The sequence below is a fragment of the Streptomyces sp. FXJ1.172 genome, assembly GCF_001636945.3.
Classification (GTDB): domain Bacteria; phylum Actinomycetota; class Actinomycetes; order Streptomycetales; family Streptomycetaceae; genus Streptomyces.
Genome location: NZ_CP119134.1, coordinates 130317 through 150545, shown reverse-complemented (window position 1 = coordinate 150545; position 20229 = coordinate 130317). Strand labels below are relative to the sequence as shown.

Sequence of the window (20229 nt, the reverse complement as noted above, 5' to 3'; positions counted from 1 at the left end):
GTCCAAGGTGCCGTCAGCGAGGTTCGACGACGTATTCGCCGGGCAATGTGTTCGAAGGGAACCGTGTGCGGGTGGAGATCACGCACCGATGAACCGTCGCAAGTTGCAGCCGTCGCCGGCTTGCAGGAATTCCGGCACACGGCCTACATGCGCGGCACGTCGGCGCTTATCGTGAAGAGTGAAGGTGCCCGACAGACCGTCGGCGTCGACACTTATCTGCACAGGCCCCTCAAGGTGGGTACCATGCGCAGCAGCATCCATATCGAGGGAGTGAACGGTTGTGACCAGCCAGTCAGCCGCCACGCTCCGATCGCGGTACGTAGAACAGGCCGCGTCGGACTTGGAGGAGAACCGCCGACGACAGCAGGAGCTGACGGAGAGGATCAGGTTGTTGAAGCAGGAGGAGGCCCTTCTGGCGGACATCCTGAACCTCGCCGAGCGGTACGAGGGCTTCGCGGACCCGTCACGTCTGCCCGAGCAGTTGCAGGAAGAGCCCGTCGTCGCGAAGGCGAAGCGGACCCCTTCCAGAACCTCGTCGCGGCACCAGGCCTCGGCCAAAACCGCACCGGCGGGCAGCACGGCGAAGGCCGGCGCGAAGGGGAAGTCGCGCCGTCCTCTGCTCGGTGACCTCCTGGCTGACATGCTCGGCAAGCACAAAGAGCCGCGCTTGGCCAAGGAGTTGCGGGACGAACTCATGGAGAAGTATCCGGACCGCAACCCCACGCCACAGGTGGTGCGGAACACGCTCGAAGCCCTGGTCGCCAAGGGACGCATCCGGCGTCACAAGCAGCAGCGTGCCGTCATGTACACCCTGGTGAAGCCGGGCACGGCCGACGCCGTCGCCTGAGCGGAGTCCGGCCAGGTGGATGGTCGAGGCGGATGGTCGCGGGCTTCTCGTAACGGGTGACGATGCCGCGCCGCCCCGGCTGCCCTGTCGCAGCTACGGCCACGTCGTCGGGGAACGCGCAGGCGGGCCATGACCTCGGTGAAGGAACGCCAGAGGGCGGCAGTGGGCATCGGCCGCGAGGTGGCCCTGCGCGGTCGGTCCGCGCGGGACCGGCCGATGGCGTGGTCGGCCGGTTCGCCGGCCGGTTCGTCGGCCGGGGCCCCTTCTCGCGGGCACCGGCCGCGTGCTGGTGGGCCCGCACGATCGTTGTGGACGCGCCCCGCCAGTTCCCGTACTTGAGCCGGCCCACGGAGCACGGATGGCCGCGATCTCCTTGGCCAGGCGGGGCCGGGGACCATACCGGCTCGAGCAGCGGGATGCCGATCAGTCCGATGCCGTGCGTGGCACCCGCCGCCGCGGCGAGCGCGACGGTGTCCATGACGCCGGGGTAGGCGCCGCTCACGAGAAAGCCGACCGAACTGAACCCTGCCTCCTCCGACAGCCTGGCCCGACCAGATCCGTGAGGGTGGGCCCGCCCTCACGGATCTGGTCGGGGAGCCTGCCTTCCGCCGCTTCCGCTGCGTCCACGGTCGTCGAGGGGACACCGACCTGCCCGTGAGTGAGACAGAGCCGGGGATGCCCTGCGCCGAGGTACCGCGCCTTCTGCCGCGCAGCACGAGAAGGGCTCGGCGGCGCCGCACCGTACATGTGGAGTGCTCTCCCACGCATCCGGAACGACTCACTCAGCCTTCGGCACTCAGCGGATCCGGTCCTAGCCTCGCCACACGTTGTCGAACGCGGCGTCCTCGACGCCCCGCCGCAGCCGTACGGCCTCCAGCTGCGCCACCGCGTCCCCGACGGCGGCCAGCAATGCCGCCGCGTCCCCGGCCAGGCTCTCACCGGTATCCAGCGGGGCGTGCCCGATCCTCAGGACATCCGTCAGAGCGGCGAGGACGGGCTCGCCCGAGGCCCGGCGTTCCTCCGCGCGACGGCGCTCCGGCGAGTCGGCCGGCATGGTCGGCGCGAACCGCGCCCGGAATCCGTGCCCTTGGGGGTGGACGAGGAACCCGGCCCGGTCCAACTCGTCGACGTAGGCCTCGGTCAGCCCGTTGCCGCGGCGCCACAGCCAGTCCTCGACCGTCTCGTGCGGCTCCTGCCGGACGAGCGCGGCGGCCGCCTGGTCCAGCAGACGGTCGCCCGTCGCCGGCCGCGGGCCGGGCATCATGCGGTCGCCGTCCAGGGTCAGCGCCCCGCGCTGTACGAGATCGACCGCCTCGGCCCCCGCGAGCGCGAGGGACAGGTCGCCCTGCTCCACGAGCCGGTCAGGCGGCAGGCCCAGGGCGACGAGAGCGAGGTCCCGCGCGGTGGTCACGAGTCCCGCCTCGTCTCCAGCAGGCGCAGCCACACCTCGCTGATGGTGGGGAACGCGGGTACGGCGTGCCACAGACGCTCGACGGGCACCTCACCGGTGATGGCGACGGTGGCCGAGTACAGCAGTTCGCCGACTCCCGGCCCGACGAAGGTGGCGCCGACGACGACCTGACGGTCCCGGTCGATGAGGATCCGGGCCCTGCCCCGGTAGTCGGGGCGGTACTGGATCGCGCCGGCGAGGTGACCGATGTCGTAGTCGACGACATCGACGGCGCGGCCGGTGCGCTCGGCCTCGCGGACGGTCATGCCCACCGAGGCGACCTCGGGGTCGGTGAAGACGACACCCGGTACGGCTTCGAGGTCGGCCGTGCTGCTGTGCGGCGCCCAGCGTCCGGTGCCGAGTTCCTCGCCCCGTGCCCTGGCCGCGATGACTGCGCCGGCGATGCGGGCCTGGTACTTGCCCTGGTGGGTGAAGAGCGCCCGGCGGTTGACGTCGCCGACGGCGTACAACCAGTTGTCCGGGACGGCAGTGACGGTCAGGCTGTCGTCGGTGGCGAGCCAGTCGCCCGGGGTCAGCCCCACGATGTCGAGCCCGATGTCCTCGGAGCGCGGGGCTCGACCGGTGGCGAACAGGATCTCGTCGGTGACGAGTTCACCATCGTCCGACAGCGTGATCCTGACCTCGCCGTCGTGCACCCGCTCGGCGGCGACGACCGAGATCCCGAACCGTACGTCCGCACCGGCTTCCCGCAGCCGCTCGGTGACCAGCTCGCCCGCGAAGGGCTCCATGCGGGGCAACAGCCCTTCCTCACGGGCGAGAAGGGTGACCCTGCTGCCCAAAGCCTGCCAGGCGGTGGCCATCTCGACACCCACCACACCGGCGCCGACGATCGCGAGGCGCCGCGGCGGCCGCCGGGCGCTGGTCGCCTCGCGGCTGGTCCAGGGCCGCAGGGCCTCGATGCCGGGTAGCGAGGGCAGAGCCGCGCGGCTGCCGGTGCACACGGCGACGGCGTGCCGGGCTCGCAGCCGGACGGTGTCGCCGTCGGCGGTCCCCACCGACACCTCGCGCTCCCCCGCCAGGCGCCCGTGGCCGCGCAGGAAGTCGATGCCGGCCGACTTGATCCACTCGACCTGGCCGTCGTCCTGCCAGTCGGCGGACATGCGATCGCGGTGCGCCAGGACCGCCTCGGTGTCCAGGGGGTTCCTGACGGCGGGGTCGAGACCCGGAAGATGCAGGGCGTCGGCGCGGAGCAGGGCGGGACGCAGCAGTGCTTTGCTGGGTTCGCAGGCCCAGTAGGAGCACTCGCCGCCGGCCAGTTCGCTCTCCACGATGACGGTGCTCAAGCCCGCGGCGGCGGTGCGGTCCGCGACGTTTTCTCCGACCGGTCCCGCGCCAATCACGATGACGTCGTAGGTGCGGATGTTCTCGGTCGTCATGTGTCCTCCGTGGGACGGATGGCGGTCAAATGGATGCCGGTCGGATGGGTGTCGTGGTCTCCCAGGTGGCGGGCACGGCGCGGTCGGAAGGCCGGCCGCACCGCGACCGGGTCTCAGCGGCCGGGGGCACGCTCGGTGACCTCCTGGAGGAACCACTCGTTGCCGTCGGGGTCCGCGAAGGCGGCGAAGGTGCCGTAGCTGGCCCGCTCGGGGTGCGGACCGGGAATCCGGTGCGCGTCACCGGCGTGGTGGAAAGCACCGGTTTCGTCGCGGAACGGCCCGGAGACGCGCACACCGCGAGAGGTCAGCTCCTCCTGGGCCTTGACGATGTCGGTGACGGTCAGCTGCAGGCCGTGCAGCGTGCCCGCCGCCTGCTCGGTGAGGCCCTCCCCGAAGATGATCGAGCACTCGGAGCCGGGCGGGGTCACCTGCACGATCCGGTAACCGGCGTTGATCGGGAAGTCCGCGTCGAGGCGCCAGCCGAGCTGCTCCACGTAGAAGCCCTTGGCACGGTCCACGTCGGACACGGGAAGAATGACGACTTCGAGCTTCAGGTCCATGGCTGTGATCTCGCTTTCGATGGTCGGAATACGTAGTGAGGCCGGCCGGATGCCGCGCGGACGTGTGCCAACTGTGGTCGGCGGGCGTCGCGTTCCACATCGGTCACCTGACTGTCCGTCCCGGTCGGGCCGCAGCACTTGTGTCGGCAGTCATGTCTTCCGCGGGACGCTTCCCGTCTCCGGTCCGGCCCGGCATCGGTGACCGATTCGTTACCGGCGCGACCGACACCCGACGCCGTTGGGATACGTGTGAATGGTGGATGCCTCGCCCTCAGCCACTTGTGCGCAGGGTGTTCATCACCCCCGGCACGCAGACGTGGCAGACGACCGCAGACGCCGGCGGGCGGGGACCACCGACCGATCACGGAAGGAACAGGCCTTGAGGAAAGTCTTCCCCACCTCCCGCGCGGGACGCGCGCTCGCGGTGGGTGCCGTACTGCTCTGCGCCGGAGCGGCCCTCGCCCCGGCTGGCACGGCCGCGGCGAGCACGGCTACGGAGAGGCGGCACGAGGTGGACTACGTCGCCCTCGGCGACTCGTACGCCTCCGCGCCGCTCGTGCCCACTCAGGTCGACGCGAAGTGCCTCCGATCCAACCAGAACTACCCCTCGCTGGTGGCGCGTTCACGGGCCGCGACGCTGACGGACGTCAGCTGCTCGGGTGCCACCACCGCCGACATGACGGTCACCCGGAACGGCGTGTCGCCGCAGCTGGACGCCCTTGGCCGGGGAACCGACCTGGTCACTGTCACCATCGGCGGCAACGACATCGGCTTCTCGACCGTGCTGGGCACATGTGTGCAGCTCATGTCCACCGACGCGCCGGGCGCGCCGTGCCGGTCCCACTTCGCGGGCACCGGCACGGACCAGGTCTCGGATGCGATCGTTCGGACCGCGCCGAAGGTCGCAACGGTACTCCGCGACATCCACCGCCGCGCGCCGCACGCCCGCGTCGTGCTGGTCGGCTACCCCGACCTCTTCCCCGAGGACGGAGTGGGTTGCACCAGCAAGTCCGTCCCGCTGGCCGCGGGCGACTTCGCCTGGCTCCGCGACAAGGAGAAGGAACTCAACGGGATGCTGGCCCGCCAGGCGCGGCACAACCGGGCGCAGTACGTGAACACGTACACGCCGACCGTCGGGCACGACCTGTGCCGGCCGACCGGCGAGCGGTGGATCGAGACCTTCGCCCCCCAGACGCCGGCGGCTCCGGTGCACCCCAACGCCACGGGTGAGGGTGCGATGGCCCGCGCCGTCGAGAACGCGCTCGCGCGTCACACGTGGCACCGCTGAGCTTGCCGTCGTAGCGTGGTCGCCCGCCCGGGGTGCCCGTCGGTGTGCCGGGCCGTCCCGGCCCGTTCCGCTACCCGGCCGGCCCTTCCGACACCGCGTTCTCCGCGCCCTGGCCCTCCCTCACAGGAAGCTGGATGCCGACGGGCCGTTCCCCGACAGCACCACGCTCTCCGCCCAGTTCCACATCTGTGTGTCGGTGGGCCACCCACGCTCCGCGAGGTGTGCCGTGTCCCGGGACGGACGCCCGCCGGAGACGGCGGCGACACGGCCGGGGGCGGAGTGACGTTGCTTGACGTTCCATACGTGTGTATACCTCGTCGAGGCCATGGCCTACCCTCGCTCTCCGGTCGTCGGTGTGGGTCTGGCTGAGGAGCGGGTCCCATGCGGAGGGGGCACGGGACCCGCGGTCACGAGGGTGCGTCAGGCTGCGGCAGCGTTGATCGTGACGGGGACGTTATTGCGCGTCGCCTTGGAGTACGGGCAGATCTGGTGGGCGGCGTGCGCGAGTTCCTCGGCGGTGGCCTGGTCCACGCCGCCTAGCACCGGGGCGAGGACCGCGGAGAGGGAGAACTCGCCGTCGTCGCCGTGGGTGAGGGTGATCTCGGCCGTGATGGTGGTGCTGGTCAGCCGGATCTTGCGCTGGCTCGCGGCGCGGCGCAGGGCGCCGAGGAAGCAGGCAGCCCAGCCCGCGGCGAGAAGCTGTTCGGGGTTGGTCGCGGTGCCGGCGCCGCCGAGTTCCTTCGGGAGAGCGAGGCTGGTCTCCAGCAGGCCGTCGGAGGAGCGGACATGACCGCCGTTCCGGCCCTCTCCGTCGACGTCGACAACGGCGGTGTAGCTGACTGCCATGACTGGTGCTCCCCATCTCGAATGGTCCTCGATCACCTCCCGACCACGACATTTTCGTGTCACCGGTTGAGGTGGTGATGCAATCCTGGCAACTCTTCGCGGCACCTGTCAAGGCGGTGACTCTGATCTCTGGACGGGAACGCGGGCGCACGGCCCCCAGCCGGGCCGGCGCAGGCCCAACCTCTGGCATCAGGCCACCGCAGTCGCCGAACGCATCCCCCACCACCTCGAGGCCGACGACGAAGCTGCCCAGGCTCACCTCGCCACATTCGGCGAGGCCCTCGACGCCCTCCCCCTCCTCGCACCCACACCCCTCCGCTCTCAGCTCCGAGAGGCGGCCACGAAATTCGAGCGCGCCAGCCGCTCTCGCATCCGGGCCGAACACCACCACGCCCGCGCCCTGCGCGGTGCCGTGCGGGCCATGGTCCGCGAGCCCGTCCTCAGGGACGGGGCCGTCCTGGCGATGTTCCTGGACGCCGCGATCCTCGCTGTCATCGCCGTTGCCCGCTGGCATCAGCTCCGCCACCACGGCCAGCAGGTCACCGCCGCCCACCAGACCCTGGTCCACCTTCAGGCCGCCTACGACCAGGCGGCTGCCTCTCCTCTGGCCGCGCTGGCCGAGCGCCGACCTCCGCAGCAAGCGGTGGACCGGCACATCCGCCGCATTCACCAGGCTGTGCCCGACCACGCGCAGCAGATCCTGGACGACCCGTCCTTCGACGCTCTAGTCACCGTGCTGACTGACGCTGAGGCGGTCGGCCACGACCCGGATCGGCTCCTTCAGCAAACCGCCAACCAGCGAGCCCTGGACGATGCCCGACACCCCGCACGGGTTCTAACCTGGCGGATCCAGCGCCTCGGTGAAAGGCCGGCGCCCAGCGCGCGCCCGCGCAGCGCAGGCCCGAAGCACAGCACAGCGCACCGGCGTACCACTGCAAGCAACAACGGCGGCTTTCCCAGCCGCCCTGCAACCGGCCCAAGCTCGGCGGCGCTGATCAGGCCGGGGCGGACAACTCAGGCATGACCAGTTCCAGAGCTTCTTGTGCCGCGTCCGAAGTATCTGGGGCGGTCACGAGGCGAATCCAAGGCGGTGAGTTCCTCGCTGGGCCGCCCGGTGGTTCGCCAGTGTCCCGGGACCGACCTCGCTCAGGGCCCAGAGGCTGCTGGACCGCCGGGCCCACTGCCAGAGCCGGGTCGCTGGTATCCGCAGGGGTGTAGAAGGGCAGTACGGGGACGCCGTGGGCATCGAAGGGATCGGGGTCGAGGTAGCGCAGACCGCCGGTGCCGCAGAGATAGTGGGTGCTACCGGTGGCCGCGGCGAGGTCGGCAAGGCGCTCGGACCGGCTTTGGCGGGCCGGAATCCTACTGCTGTCCAGCACTTCCCCTGGCCAGCCAAGGACGCCGAGCATGGCGACCGTCGATGTTCTCGCGATGCTGGCCACACGGTCTGTGGTGGCAAGCGCGTCCACAACCGCGCCCAGGACCTCGGACACGACACGCCAGTGTGAGCTGTGCCCGTAGTACTGGCGCACAAGCAACTCGACCGTCCGACGCGAGCGGCCGGGATCAACAAGCCGAGCCTGGCTGATCAGTGTCGGACGTCCATAGGGAAGGTGCGTCGGCAGCGTGAGCCACTGCTGCCGACCGGGATCGCCCAAGGCGGCGAGACGTGCTCGGTGCTGGTAGTCGCGCCGGGCGAACTGCACGTCGTCGAGGACGATCCAGCGGTCGGCGGCGAAGATCTTCGCCAGAGTGGATAGTCGTGGGAACAGGTTCGGTTGATGGATCGCGCACACCCCGCTCGGCGGGCCGACACGGGGTGGCTCAGGGGCTGATGAGGCGGCTGTCGAAGCCGACGCCAAGGAGTCGCTCGTAAGCGTCATAGACATCCCCCGGTACCTCCTGCTCGATGGCGAAACCGAGCTTCGGGTACTCGATCACCCGTTGCAGGTCTCCGACGAGCATGTCGACGACGAGCTTCTCGTCGCCGATGGACTTGATGTAGTCGTCCAGTTCCAGTGGCTCGGAGGCGCAGACGACCTCGGCCTCGGGCCACAGCTTGCGGCAGGTCGCGTAGGAGCGGCGCTCCATGTAGGGCTTGGAGATGAGGAGCAGCGACTCGATCTCCACCCCGGCCTCGGCGAGCAGCTCGCGGGAGAAGGTGATGTTCTGGCCTGTGTTGGCCGCCTTCGACTCGACCAGGATCGCCGCGTCCGGCACGCCCAGGCCCAGGGCGTGCTCGCGATAGTGGACGGCCTCGCCGCGCGGGAAGCGGGCACGGGTCGTGGGGCTGTTGCCGCCGCTGAAAACCAGGACGGGGAAGAGACCGGCACGGTACAGATCGGCGGATGTGGTGGCCACACCGAGGTCGTGGCTGCCGAGACCGATCGCCGCCGAGCAGGGCCGCTGCTCGTGGCCCATCTGGTGGTAGTTCCAGATTAGTGTCGCGTCGTGGAACTGCTCGTCGGTGATCTGGCGCTGCTCGTGCTCCGGCACTGGCTCCCTGACTCATCCCTGCTGACCCTTTCGGAAGCCCTCGATGCTGCGGAGCTGGTGGCTCAGCCCATACTGGCGGGCCACCTGTGCCGCGTGGTCGAGGACACCTGGACGGCGTGCTCTATGTCGCGCGGATGGCTCCCGGCAGCAGCACGATCTCGGTGGCCGAGTACAAGGGCACGGGACAGAACTGGCGGTACAGCCCGCGCTCCGGGGCATAGGTCAAAACAGCCTTGGCAGCGGCAGGCCAGGCATCTGAGGGTGCCGCAGGTGCTGTCCGCCGTCGTAGGCGTGCAGGGTGAATGTCTCCGGGCCGGGCCGGTCGGCCTCGTCATAGGCGTCCAGGGCGCGTTCGATGCGCTCCCACAGCCGCACGGGGCCGGCCTCGCGCACCTGCCAACCGCCGTCGTACGGGGTGAGGGTGGCGGCTGAGCCGGTCACCACGTCGACCAGGTGCACCACGTCGCCGACCGTCGTCATCTGTGCGTCCGGCACCGCGCTTTGGGCGAGGAACCGTAGGTGGAAGGCTTCCTCGGTGGCGCTGGTGATCCGCTGCGGGCTGTGCCGGCCCGTCCGTGGTTTCTCCGGCAGGCCGGCCGCCCAGTGGGCGGGGTTGCCGAACGTCGGCGCCGCGTGGGCACGCGCGGACATGAATGAGACTGTGCCGCCCAGCAACTGGCCCTCGGCCGTGCCGTCCTCGGCGACGGTCAGCAGGACGCGGGCGTATCCGTAGAGCCAGCCGCTGAGGGTGAGCAGGATCTTCCCGCCAGGCCGGGTCTGGGCCAGCAGCGCGGGCGGCACGGCGCGGAACGAGCAGGCGGCCACGATCCGGTCGAAGTGGGCCTCGGGCCAGTAGCCGTACAGCCCGTCCGCCACGGCGAGTGTGGGGGTGTAGCCGCAGCCGTACAGTGCGCTCGCAGCCGTCTCCAGTCTGTGCGGGTCGACCTCGATGCTGGTGACGTCGGCGGAACCGAGGCGCTCGCATGCGAGCGCCGTCGAGTAGCCGGTCCCCGTACCGATCTCCAGCACCGTGTGTCCCTCCTGGAGGTCGGCGTCGGCCCACATCCGCAGTACGAGCGAGGGCAGCGTGGAGGACGATGTCGGGGCTCCGCCGTGCCGTACCGCCGGGTTCTTCCAGTCGGGTTCGTCGCCGTCGAACTGTGTGATGAGCGTGGTGTCGGAGTAAGCGGCGGCCAGCCACCGGCCGAAATCGAGCTCGGCGGTGGCCGGTTCCCATACCGTCAGGCCCTGTCCGTCGCGCTCGTCGGCGGGCAGGTAGAAGCCGGGAACGAACCGGTGCCGCGGTACCTTCTCCACCGCCTGTCGCCAGGCCGGATCGGTGAGAACTCTGTCCTCGGCAAGGGCCTTCGCCATGGCCTCGCGGAGGCGGGCCGCGTCGGTCTCAAGGTCGGTGGGCATGGTCATGGTCCACCGTCTCCTTCCTGGTCAGGATGTCGGCGAACGCCTCGGTGATGGCCGGTGCGTCGGGCAGCCAGCCCCACTGCCCGTTGCTGTTGCACTCAATGGCCGTCCAGGATTCGGTCACGCTTTCGGGGCCGGTGAGAGCAAAGTCGAAGCAGCCGAAGACCAGGCCGAACGACGCCAGATAGCGGTGCAGGGCCTCCTCGATCGGGGCCGGGACGGCGACGGGCGTGTGGATGAGATCGTCCCAGTCGCCGCGGCGCCAGTCCAAGGCGCCGTCCGGAGCCTCGATCCGGCTCGCAAAGACGCGTCGGCCGACCACGGTCACCCGCACGTCGCCGGTCTTGGGGATTTCTGCCTGGAACAGGTGCGGCATCACCCCGAGCGAGTCGTCGAAGGTCTCAGGATCGACACGCTGGGCCCAGATCGCGCCGGTGTGCCCGTCCTCGCCTCGGGGCAGGCCGCGGAACGTCTTGTAGATGACGTGCTCGTGCTCGGCTGCGAACTTGCGTGCCTGCTCAGGGTCGTTGGTGATCAGCGTCGGCGGGATCTGGAGCCCGAGCCGGGCGAAGCTCTGCAATTGGGCGGGCTTGAAGTCGGCGCGGGTCACTGCGGCCGGGTGGTTGACGTACAGCGCGGCGTGCAGGTTGTTGAGGATGCCGCCGAGCCCGTGCCGGGCCTCAGCGGCGGCGAAGTCCCGCTGCTGGGCGGGGAGATGCTCGTACCGGGCAGCGTAGGGGGTGGGGCGGCGGTAGTAGACCGCCGCCACCTCCCCCAGCTCCACCTCCCGGCTCGCCGTACGCAGCCGCCCGCCCCATACCGGAGTGTCCGGACCGATGTGGGCGCCGAAGGTCAGGCCGGGCCCGATGTCGGCGGGGTCGATGCGTACGACGGGTACCTCACGCTCGTTCAGCGCGGCGATGACCCAATCCGCGGTGACGTCTTCCAGCGCGGTGAAGACCAGGACGGTGGAGGCCATCGGTCAGTCCGACTCGTAGTCGGTGGTGTTGTCGTCCTGGGTCTGCGGCTGCGGGTTCTGACCGTCGCCGCCACCCGACATCGACGCGGTGCCGGTGGTCTTGCTGGTGCCGTGCTTGCCCATCTCCACCGGCTGGCCGGCGCTGTCGGTGTAGCGCGCGGTCTGTGTGACCGGGTCGAGCGTCACCGCCGCGTACGACGGCGGGCCGACCGGGAGCCGGTCGGTGACCAGCCGCATCGCCCACGGAGCCTCGGGTGCAAGCGTCGCCATGCGTTGTCCCTTCCCCTGTACGCCAGGCGGTAGCCGGTTGGCTCCCGCCTGCACAGAATCGGTGACCGCCCGGTGCCCTGACCAGTACCGTAGGGGTCGCGAACCGTGGCGAAATTGCCACGCTCCGTATATGCAGGCGGGGAAGGCGAGGCAGCGATGGCCAACAGATCCAGCAACCCGCACCTGGCGCTGTGGATCGCGGCGACCGGGCTGTCCCACGGCGAAATCGCCCGACGCATCGCCGCGACGGCCAAAGCCCAAGGTCACCGCCAGGTCGCGCCGGACGCGACCCGCATCCGGTGCTGGATCGACGGTGAACGGCCCCGCCCGCCCGTGCCCGCCCTGCTCGCGGAAGTCCTTTCGGACGCAGTCGGACAACCTCTCACTCCCGGTGATCTCGGCCTGACGGCCACGGGCCCGGAGCTGGATAGCATCCAGCTCCCGCTGCTGACCGAGGCAGCCGCCCAGACCCTGGCCGGATGGACGCAGATGGATCTGTTCATGAACCGCCGCGACACCCTGAAGCTCGCCGTCGGCGCCCCGCTGATCCTCGCCGCCGAGCGGATGCTCGGCGGCACCGCCCACGCCCTGAACCACGGCCGCAAGGGCTTCGACGCCGACACCGTCACCGCGCTGGAGGACGTGACCGCCTTCTTCACCAAGGCCGACGCCTCCAAGGGCGGCGGCCTGTACCGCTCGGCGATCGTCGCCCAGCTCGCCGAGGCCGCCCGCCGAATCCAGGACGGCGTTCCGAAGAGTCTGCGCCCCCGGGTGTTCGCGGCGACGGCCGACTTGGCGGCGCTCGCCGGGTGGGTCAGCCACGACTGTGGCCGGTACCCGACGGCCCAGCGGTACTGGAGCTACGGCGTGTACGCGGCCGGGGAGGCCGGGCAGCGCGACCGCGGGGTGGAGATCGTCACCCGCATGTCGCACCAGATGATCTACCTCGGTCGCCCTGACGACGCCCTCGGCCTCCTCGGTGTCGCCGCGGCGAAGGCGAAGATGCCCGCGGTCAAGGCGCTGGTCGCCTCACAGACGGGGCGCGTGCACGCGGCCCTCGGCGACGAGCGCCAGTCCGAGCAGCATCTCGGCGACGCCGATGAGCTCGTGGCGGACGGGCTCGGCGAGGACGTCCCCGAATGGGTCGCGTACTTCGACGCTGCCGAGCACGCCGGCGCCCGCCCGATCTCCGCCCGGGACCTCGCCGGGCTTGGCCGTCCCCGCACGAGCGAGCACCCACTTCGAGGACGCGCTGACACTCAGGAAGCCGGGGTTCGACCGCGTCCGCGTCATGGACCGCGTCGGGCTCCGCCGCGCTGTTCGACGAGGGCGAGGCCGAGAGGGGCGCCGCGGCAGCTCAGCAGGCGCTCGACGACGCCGCTCGGGTTGACTCCGCACTGGTGGCCTCCCGGCTCAACATCCTGCTCGACGCGGCCCGCCCGTACGAGACAGCCGCCGTCGACGAGGTGCGTGTGAGGGCGAAGGACCTCGCCGCCGCCCGGCCGACCACGATCGCGGCCTGAGACCATCGAGCGCATGGGCAAGCACAGCCGTCCCGGACCGCCGAACCAGCCGTCGCGCGCTCTCCCGCGCGTCGATGCCGACGACCCGCTGGCCGCGTACGCCAAGCGGCGCCGTCCCCCGATGGACCAGTACCGGCGTCACCGGCCGCTGCACGGCGGCGCCGGCCACCTTCGGCCCGAGGAGCCCAGGGCCTTGGAGGAGTGGGACGGTTTCGCCTACGTCCCTGTCGGTACTGCCCCCCACCTCGCAGCAGCCACAGCCTGGGCTCACGGGCTCGACTCCCACGAATCGACCGATCAGGAGTAGGGGCTCGGTAGAGGCGCCCGGCGGCGGAGGGCACTTGGCCAACACTGGTGCCGCCCGGCTCGGGATCAGAGTTGATAGGACTCGGCGTCAACGGTCGCTGGTACGGCTTTTGTCCAGGATCATGCGGCGGAGGCTGGTGCGGGCCGCCGCGAGGTCGTCTTCGGCTTCCTCCAGGCGCCGGCTGAGCTGAGTGTTGTCCTGCCGAACCTGCTGGAGCCGTCGGGACCAGTCCACACCGTGGGCCGCGCAGGACGTGAGGTACAGAGCCGACCGGCCTGCGTAGACGCGTTCGGTATTCCACGACAAGTGTCGCGCGCGGAGCGAGTCGAGGTAGGCCGAAGCCTCACGGTGGAGCTCATAGGTGCTGTCGTCGATCACGACCCAGGAGACGGACCCGTCTGCAGGCGAGATGGCTCTCTCCGCGCGGTAGACGGTCGTCGACGTGCCAGACGTAACTGATATGCCTTGCAAACCCTCGGATACCTTCCAGGAACATGAAGATCCCCTCCAGAACCAGAGGTGCCAGAGGGGAAGAAGTTCCTGTAGTTAACCGGCCGAGCCTGGGTGTACGACGGCTCCTGACCGCCCGATGCTGCGGACGCAGGGCAACGAAAGAACTCACTAAGAACCCTTCGCGAATCCGATGGTTTTGAAGTGGTCTCTTGATCGTCTTGCTCGGGGCCGGTGGGGCGGCCAATGGTGAGTGGCGTTCGTGTTGTCGACTGGGGGGATCAGTTCGTGTCGCACCTGACCCGGGACAAGGTCGTCGATGAATGGCTGGCCGAGGCTGAGCTGGCGGTGCAGGCTGCTGAGCAGGTCGTCGAGGCGGCTCGAGGAGAGCTGGAGGAGGCTCAGGGGCGACTGTTGCGGCTGCAGGCCGCGCGGGAGGTCGCGGCCCAGGCTGATGCGGTGGTGCGCGAGCGGGCCGGTGAGGTGGTGGACACCGCTGTGGACCAGGCCGAGTGCAGCTTGGGGCCGCGCCGTTGGAGGGAGTGTTCCGCCGAGTGGCCGGGGCGATCGCTCCGCCCACTCTTGAGGCCGCGTTCTGGCGCGGGATGAGAGTTGCCGCGGTCGACGGGTTCTTGCTGGACGTCCCGGAGAACGACACGACACGTACCGCCTTTGGTGGACAGGTGGACAGTGCCGGTCGGCCCATCGGGTTCCCACAGGCCAGGGTGGTGACGCTGACCGAGACCGGTACGCATGCGACGATCGACGCGCGAATAGGCAGCTTCAAGGGTGGTGGTGGCGAGCCCGCCCTGGCGACAGAGATGGCCGGCAGTGCCGCCGGCATGCTGGTAATCATGGATCGGGCCTTCCCTGGTGTCGCACTGTGGAAGGCATATACGCAGGCCGGAGCACACTTACTGATCAGAGCCCGCACCTTCGTCGCCGCAAAGCCCATGGAGGTCTTGCCTGACGGGACCTATCTGACCCGGATGAATCTCGCCGGGCAGCGTCGGTCCCATCCGGGCGGGGTGACTGTCAGGGTCATCGACTACCAGGTCGATGACGGCGAGACGACCAGGCTACTGACCGACCTGCTCGATCCGGAGCCCTGGCCCGCTGAGGAGCTGGCGGCCCTGTATCACGAACGCTGGGAGGTCGAATCCGCCTACCGCAGCTGAAGACCTTTCAGCGGGGAAAGACCGAGGTGCTGCGGTCGGCGTCGCCGGAACTGGTACAGCAGGAGATCTGGGCTCACCTGACCCTCCATCACTGTCTGAACCGGATCATCATGCGACTGGCCGACGGCGAGGGCCTGGCCCCCGACCGGATCTCGTTCGTCAAGGTCCTCAAACACACACGACGCAGCGTCGTCCTCCAGGCAGGCCAATCAACCCGCCGTCTGCGTCAGTTCATGAAGCGGATGGCCACGAAAGTCGTGCGCAAGCTCGACAACGGTCTCCGGCGACTACGCGCAGCAGACCGCTACACACGCCATCCGGTCTCGCAGTACATCGTGCGCAAGAAAGACCAGGTCAGGCGAGGTACACGACGGGTTCCGGAAAAGGTCATCACCCTCACGCCCGCGATACTTCAGTAGCTCAAGCAACGGCATTGACCGTTGTTCACCAAGTACAGGACCGCGTCGATCATGATCCGGTGGCAATAGCCCTCCGGCCGCCCGCCCCGCCCCGTAACCAGGCCGGCACCGGGATCAGCTTCCGAACGATGCGCCACTGCCGCCGGTTCAGGTCCGAGGAGTATGCGCGCTCCCGCCACGTGCCGTCGGCCGCGTTCCCCGCCCGATGCGCTATGCAGTCACAGCCGTGACCAGCCGACTTGCCCGACTCCACGGACTCGGATGTACTGACGCGCATCAACGGGACCTCGGTTTCGGCGTGTTGAGGAAGTAGAGAGCCCTCACGCTAGAGCCAGGTCCCGTTGCCATGCCGCAATCTTTCCGATGCCCGCGCCACCCGAACGTCAGTCCACATCATGACGCCGCGATCAGCTCGCTTCGCTCGACCCCCGCCGTCTACCAGTGCCGCAGGGTGCCCGGGGCGGCCGAACTGGCCCGTCGCGCACGCGAAGCACTGGCCTAAGCTGCCCACCAACCGGCCGACGAAGGGACACCAACCGTGGCTCAGCCGAACACCGACGACCAGCCCAAAGCCCTCCCACCCGCCCTCGAATCCATGACACTGCTGGTCGCCGCCGTCATCGTCCACGACAAGGCCACCAACCGCGTCGTCCTCCTCCAACGCAGCCAGAACGCCAAGTTCGCCCAGGGCATGTGGGACCTGCCTGTCGGTAAGAGCGAGCCCGGTGAGCCGATTACCGAGACCGCGGTGCGCGAGCTGTACGAGGAAACCGGCCTGACCGTGAAGCCGGAGGCCCTGAAGGTCGCCCACATCGTCCACGACGCCTGGGGCGTCGAGGCGCCCAATGGCTTCCTCACTGTTGTCTTCGCCGCCAATGAGTGGACCGGCGAACCCGAAAACCGCGAACCTCGCAAGCACGCTCAGGTCTGCTGGGTCGATGCCGAGGCCGTCCCAGAGGCGTTTGTGGACACCACCGCGAGCGCCCTCCACCGGTATCTCACTAGTGATCCTCAGGTGTCGCTGGACGGGTGGGAGGAGCCGGCAGCGAGGCTGGCCTTGAAGCACAAAGGCCGTCTCGGTGGCACGGGGGAGTCCACCGAGACGGCTCCCGCCCAGCGTAAAGCCCGTGGGCCTATGGGTCTACGAATTCATGTGCCGCGGTGAGACCCCGATCTACGGGCCTACTGGCGGCGCGGACCGAGTGGTGCGGTGTGCGGTCGTAGCGGCCCCCAGCAGAGCGAGCAAGCTCGCGGCGTACACGGGGGTCAGGGCATGGAAAACGCCGCGCTTCGGACCAACGAGGGCAAGCAACGTTCCGGCAGCGGATCCCGCCAGCGCCAGCCGGACGCTGCGTGCGGAGACTGCGCGGGCAGCGGGTACCGCACGCAGGATGCGCCAGGCGTCCTGCAAGCCGTCCGGGCAGACCAGGTCCGCCGACCAGGACGCCTCGGCGCCGGGTGCGTCGGGGATGGCGACCGCGATGTCGGTGGCGGCCAGCGCTTCCGCGTCCGCCCCGGAGATCACCAGGGCGTCCAGGCCACCAGCGGATACCTGCCCGCCCTGGTCACCATCGTCGGCGTCACCGTCGGTATCCGGCTGTGCCGCTGGGCCAACGCACGCTACTTCCACCTGGACCGCGGTTCCTGCGGCCTGTAACCAAGGACGCCCACCGTCACGTCCCGCCGGAGAAGCGGCCCTCCTTGATGAGCGCAACCGCCGTCTCCTCGCAGCCGGAGGCGGGCTCGGCTCGGGAAATGGGGGTGGAAGGGGGTCTGGTGGCCGGTCGTTCTCGGCTACGTCATCGTCTGCCTGTTCGTGGTCGTCTGGGCCGTGGCCATCGCCTACTGGCGCCTGGCCAAGGTCGAGGAGCGCTGGCGCGCCCTCACCGCGGACGCCGGCTGATCCGCCCGGTCAATCCTGCTCGAAGTGGCTGGCCGTCCTGACCGACGACTTCGGCCAGCAGATCCAGATGAGCGCCGACCAGTTCTCATCGATCGTCGCCCATGCGGGCCGCCTTCGCGTTGCCCTGCGGCGGTCGGTCAGGCGATGCCGTCCAGCAGGCGGCCGCCGCCCGCAAGGCCCACCCCGAGGGCACCATCTCCGCCGTGCGGCCGTCACCGGAGCCCGATGCGACCATCCGCGTGCTGCTGTCCGGCGTCAAGGGCGTGGCCGCCGACCACACGCTCGCCGTGTTCGTGGACCCGTACACCGGCACGGTGCGCGGCGCGCTGGAGCAGTACGGCTCCACCGGCGCCCTGCCGCTGCGCCGGTCGATGCCTGATTCCGGGGCCCCGGCCCACTGAATGCTCAGTCAGCCGATGAACCAGACCCGGCAAGGTTCCGTTGCTCAAGTACCAAAGCTGTGCTGTCTCATGAAGGAGTAACGGAAGATCATGCGCATCAGACAGAAACTGAGCCGACGCTTCACGGCCACGGTGGGCACTGCCCTTGCCGCCGGTGCCGCCGTCATCGCCGCGAGCGCGCCGGCCTCGGCAGCCATCAGCAATCACCGCGTCCAGCTGTGTGCCCAGGGTAATTACGTCGCGGACATCACCTGGTCCACCGGCCTCCATTCCTTCATAGTCACTCCTGGCAGCTGCCAGACCTTCGACATCGTCGGCACGGGGCCCTACACCATCGGCGGCTTCTACAACGTCAGCAAGGCACACTTCGACATCGTCACCGTTCTGCCCGGTCCGGGAGGCTTCAACGCCGACACGCCGGGCAGCAAGTGGGGGGCCGAAGGCACCACTACCAACCCTTACTACGTGCGCTGGCAGTAGCCGACTTCTGCCTCCCCAGCAGCACGACACCGCTCTTGAGGGCCGATGGCCTTTCGGGTGGCACAGTACCGATGCCCGCCAGTGGCGCTGAGTGACGAGGCCGAGGCAGCTGTTGGCGCCGGTGATCACAGCCGTGCGGCCGCTGAGGTCGGGGGGGGCGGGGAGGTCGTTCACGTTCCACCTGTGAGTGGCCACGCCCTGAATGCAGGCATCGACAACATCTCGAAATCATGGTGAGCATGTCGCGTCCCTCCTCCTCGCCCTCCCATCGCCCCTACCACCACGGAGACCTGCGCACCGCCCTGCTCAAGAGCGCCGAGCGCACCCTGCGCGAGCAGGGCGTCGGCGCGCTCTCGCTGCGCGAACTGGCCCGTGCCGCCGGCGTCAGCCACGCCGCCCCGGGCCGACACTTCAAGGACAAGCAGGCCCTGATCGACGCCCTCGCGCTGGACGGCTACGAGCGGCTGAACCGGGCCCTGGACTTCGCCGTCGAGGTCCCCGGCCTCGGCCTTGAGGGGCGACTGGCCGCGCTCGCCCGCGCCTACCTCGGCTTCGCCGTCGAGAACCCCGAGCTGCTTGAGCTGATGTTCGCCCGCAAGCACGACCGCGACAGCTCCGACCGGCTCACCGCGGCCGTCGACCACTCCCTCGGCTCCTTCGCACGGATGATCGCCGACGCGCAGGAGTGCGGCGAGATCGCCCAGGGCGACCCCGAGCGGATCACCATGATCGCCGCCGCGAGCCTGCACGGCCTCGCCACCCTCGTCTCCGGCGGCGCCCTCCCCGCCGAGGAGGCCATCCGCGGCCTGGACGAACACGTCCATCTGCTGCTGAACGGACTCCGGCCGCGGTAACCCGCTTCGGCCACCCATGAGCGCAGGCGCGGACCGAGCGGCTGCGCTCCTACTCCACCGTGCCCGTCGCGGGCAACCGTCTCCAGTTCTCCCGGCCGGGCAGGCTGCGTTCGAGCGCAACCGACGCCGCCGTGTTCGCGGAGTCCTACGTGGGGCCCGCCCACTGACGCGCCGGACGTCGACCGGCGTCTACGACGGGAGACACGCTGCACACATGTGAGGCGCTGACAACTTCCTCATACGTGTTCGGCACACTGGCAGGATGGCTGCAGACTCCAAGCGCGCTTTCCGCGGGCGTCACCGCGCCCGCTCGGCGAGCGATCAGGTCCTCGCCCCTCTGGCCCGGGCGGGCGGTCGTGTCCCGTTGACGGCCGCCGCCTTGGTCGTCGTCGCCACCATCACGGGATGCGGGGCGACCGGAGCCGCTACGCCCCACGACGCCTCGGTGGCGGCCACCGCGGGCAGCACACCTGCCTCCTCGCACTCCGCGCGGAGCGAAGCGCGTCCGGTGAACGGCGTCGACGCCCCGGCCCCCGAACTCCCCGAGCAGCTTCCCGGTCTGGGCCCCGACACCCGGGCGAGGATTCCCGCCCAGACCCGGCAGGTCGTCCTGGTGACCGGTCAGGGCAAGAACTCCAACCGCTCCCAGGTCGTTCTGTACCGGCGCACCTCGCAGGGCTGGCAGGCAGGCGCGCGCTGGTCCGCCCACAACGCGCTGGAGGGGTGGACCGACGACCATCATCTCGGTGATCTCCGTTCGCCCATCGGGGTGTTCACCCTCAGCGACGCGGGCGGTCGGATGCCCGACCCCGGCTCCAATCTGCCGTACACGCAGTCCACCGGGTTCCACGTCGGCGGGACCGGCTTCGACGGCGAACCCCTCGCCGGGGCCTTCGACTACGTGATCGCCATCGACTACAACCACAAGAAGGGCACATCACCGCTCGACTGGACGCGCCCGCTCGGGGCGTACAAGGGTGGCGGCATCTGGCTGCACGTCGACCACGGCGGTCCGACCCACGGGTGCGTCAGCATCGCCGGACAACACATCAAGGAACTGCTGCGCACCCTCGACCCGGCACTGCACCCGGTCGTCGTCATGGGAGACGCCGCCTCGCTGGACAGGTAGGACGTTCCGGAGGCGTCCTGGCCCGTGCTC

General features: G+C 69.7%; 22 protein-coding genes and 4 pseudogenes. 15 read left to right on the top strand and 11 right to left on the bottom strand.

The window, feature by feature from the left end; translation table 11 throughout:
• Positions 1-280: 280 nt before the first annotated feature.
• Positions 281-847, top strand: a complete 567-nt coding sequence (locus A6P39_RS42640; RefSeq protein WP_275884317.1) for a hypothetical protein — start codon at positions 281-283, stop codon at positions 845-847.
• A gap of 811 nt (positions 848-1658) precedes the next feature.
• On the opposite strand, the gene A6P39_RS42635 is transcribed toward A6P39_RS42640, so the two are convergent.
• From A6P39_RS42635 to A6P39_RS42625, 3 genes are all read right to left on the bottom strand, one after another.
• Positions 1659-2258 (bottom strand): GPP34 family phosphoprotein, encoded by a 600-nt coding sequence (locus A6P39_RS42635; RefSeq protein WP_275884316.1) that lies wholly within the window; start codon positions 2256-2258, stop codon positions 1659-1661.
• The gene (locus A6P39_RS42630; protein WP_275884315.1) at positions 2255-3694 is read right to left on the bottom strand and encodes a dihydrolipoyl dehydrogenase family protein; all 1440 of its coding nucleotides are present in this window, start codon (positions 3692-3694) and stop codon (positions 2255-2257) included. The genes A6P39_RS42635 and A6P39_RS42630 overlap by 4 nt, the downstream gene beginning before the upstream one ends.
• A gap of 113 nt (positions 3695-3807) precedes the next feature.
• On the bottom strand, positions 3808-4254 hold the full coding sequence (locus A6P39_RS42625) for a VOC family protein (protein WP_275884314.1): 447 nt from the start codon (positions 4252-4254) through the stop codon (positions 3808-3810).
• A 424-nt stretch (positions 4255-4678) separates the two neighbouring features.
• On the opposite strand from A6P39_RS42625, the gene A6P39_RS42620 reads away from it, so the two are divergent.
• On the top strand, positions 4679-5542 hold the full coding sequence (locus A6P39_RS42620; protein ID WP_275884399.1) for an SGNH/GDSL hydrolase family protein: 864 nt from the start codon (positions 4679-4681) through the stop codon (positions 5540-5542).
• 120 nt (positions 5543-5662) lie between these two features.
• On the opposite strand, the gene A6P39_RS42615 is transcribed toward A6P39_RS42620, so the two are convergent.
• Together A6P39_RS42615 and A6P39_RS42610 are read right to left on the bottom strand one after the other, a co-directional pair.
• Positions 5663-5869 (bottom strand): hypothetical protein, encoded by a 207-nt coding sequence (locus A6P39_RS42615; protein ID WP_275884313.1) that lies wholly within the window; start codon positions 5867-5869, stop codon positions 5663-5665.
• A gap of 93 nt (positions 5870-5962) precedes the next feature.
• Positions 5963-6388, bottom strand: a complete 426-nt coding sequence (locus tag A6P39_RS42610; protein ID WP_275884312.1) for an organic hydroperoxide resistance protein — start codon at positions 6386-6388, stop codon at positions 5963-5965.
• A gap of 157 nt (positions 6389-6545) precedes the next feature.
• Here A6P39_RS42610 and A6P39_RS42605 point away from each other — a divergent pair.
• Positions 6546-7383 (top strand): annotated as a pseudogene (locus tag A6P39_RS42605) (mobilization protein); the annotation flags it as partial.
• On the opposite strand, the gene A6P39_RS42600 reads toward A6P39_RS42605, so the two are convergent.
• The 5 genes from A6P39_RS42600 to A6P39_RS42580 form a co-directional block, all read right to left on the bottom strand.
• Positions 7384-8184 carry a WbqC family protein gene (locus A6P39_RS42600; RefSeq protein WP_275884311.1) on the bottom strand — a complete coding sequence of 267 codons (801 nt, stop codon included), beginning with the start codon at positions 8182-8184 and terminating at the stop codon, positions 7384-7386.
• Between the two features lie 28 nt (positions 8185-8212).
• The gene (locus tag A6P39_RS42595) at positions 8213-8884 is read right to left on the bottom strand and encodes a YdcF family protein (RefSeq protein WP_275884310.1); all 672 of its coding nucleotides are present in this window, start codon (positions 8882-8884) and stop codon (positions 8213-8215) included.
• A gap of 222 nt (positions 8885-9106) precedes the next feature.
• On the bottom strand, positions 9107-10309 hold the full coding sequence (tgmC, locus tag A6P39_RS42590; protein WP_275884308.1) for an ATP-grasp peptide maturase system methyltransferase: 1203 nt from the start codon (positions 10307-10309) through the stop codon (positions 9107-9109).
• A complete protein-coding gene (tgmB, locus tag A6P39_RS42585) occupies positions 10287-11285 on the bottom strand; it encodes an ATP-grasp ribosomal peptide maturase (protein ID WP_275884307.1) in 999 nt (332 codons plus the stop codon). Before tgmB ends, tgmC begins: the two co-directional genes overlap by 23 nt.
• Positions 11286-11288: 3 nt before the next feature.
• Positions 11289-11555 (bottom strand): putative ATP-grasp-modified RiPP, encoded by a 267-nt coding sequence (locus A6P39_RS42580; protein ID WP_261686999.1) that lies wholly within the window; start codon positions 11553-11555, stop codon positions 11289-11291.
• A 156-nt stretch (positions 11556-11711) separates the two neighbouring features.
• Between A6P39_RS42580 and A6P39_RS42575 the strand changes: the two genes are divergently transcribed.
• Positions 11712-13031, top strand: a complete 1320-nt coding sequence (locus tag A6P39_RS42575) for a Tat pathway signal protein (RefSeq protein ID WP_275884306.1) — start codon at positions 11712-11714, stop codon at positions 13029-13031.
• A 60-nt stretch (positions 13032-13091) separates the two neighbouring features.
• Positions 13092-13385, top strand: a complete 294-nt coding sequence (locus tag A6P39_RS42570) for a DUF6087 family protein (protein WP_275884305.1) — start codon at positions 13092-13094, stop codon at positions 13383-13385.
• 87 nt (positions 13386-13472) lie between these two features.
• Here the strand turns inward: A6P39_RS42570 and A6P39_RS42565 are convergent, their stop codons facing one another.
• Positions 13473-13763: a hypothetical protein gene (locus A6P39_RS42565; RefSeq protein WP_275884304.1), complete on the bottom strand. Its 291-nt coding sequence runs from the start codon at positions 13761-13763 to the stop codon at positions 13473-13475.
• A 360-nt stretch (positions 13764-14123) separates the two neighbouring features.
• Between A6P39_RS42565 and A6P39_RS42560 the strand changes: the two genes are divergently transcribed.
• From A6P39_RS42560 to A6P39_RS42515, 10 genes and pseudogenes are all read left to right on the top strand, one after another.
• Positions 14124-14444, top strand: a complete 321-nt coding sequence (locus tag A6P39_RS42560) for a hypothetical protein (RefSeq protein ID WP_275884303.1) — start codon at positions 14124-14126, stop codon at positions 14442-14444.
• Positions 14390-15013, top strand: coding sequence for an IS4 family transposase (locus A6P39_RS42555; protein ID WP_275884302.1), 624 nt, complete (start codon positions 14390-14392; stop codon positions 15011-15013). The genes A6P39_RS42560 and A6P39_RS42555 overlap by 55 nt, the downstream gene beginning before the upstream one ends.
• A 26-nt stretch (positions 15014-15039) precedes the next feature.
• Complete coding sequence (locus A6P39_RS42550) at positions 15040-15432, top strand: hypothetical protein (RefSeq protein ID WP_275884301.1); 393 nt, start codon at positions 15040-15042, stop codon at positions 15430-15432.
• Between the two features lie 538 nt (positions 15433-15970).
• Positions 15971-16465: pseudogene (locus A6P39_RS42545) on the top strand (NUDIX domain-containing protein); the annotation flags it as partial.
• Between the two features lie 240 nt (positions 16466-16705).
• Positions 16706-17089, top strand: a complete 384-nt coding sequence (locus A6P39_RS42540; RefSeq protein ID WP_275884300.1) for a hypothetical protein — start codon at positions 16706-16708, stop codon at positions 17087-17089.
• Positions 17090-17221: 132 nt separating this feature from the next.
• Positions 17222-17335, top strand: a pseudogene (locus tag A6P39_RS42535) (HoxN/HupN/NixA family nickel/cobalt transporter); the annotation flags it as partial.
• A gap of 155 nt (positions 17336-17490) precedes the next feature.
• Positions 17491-17700: pseudogene (locus tag A6P39_RS42530) on the top strand (PepSY domain-containing protein); the annotation flags it as partial.
• 126 nt (positions 17701-17826) lie between these two features.
• A complete protein-coding gene (locus A6P39_RS42525; RefSeq protein WP_275884299.1) occupies positions 17827-18216 on the top strand; it encodes a hypothetical protein in 390 nt (129 codons plus the stop codon).
• Between the two features lie 230 nt (positions 18217-18446).
• On the top strand, positions 18447-19070 hold the full coding sequence (locus A6P39_RS42520) for a TetR/AcrR family transcriptional regulator (protein WP_275884298.1): 624 nt from the start codon (positions 18447-18449) through the stop codon (positions 19068-19070).
• 262 nt (positions 19071-19332) lie between these two features.
• Positions 19333-20199, top strand: a complete 867-nt coding sequence (locus A6P39_RS42515; protein WP_275884297.1) for a L,D-transpeptidase family protein — start codon at positions 19333-19335, stop codon at positions 20197-20199.
• Positions 20200-20229: the final 30 nt, after the last annotated feature.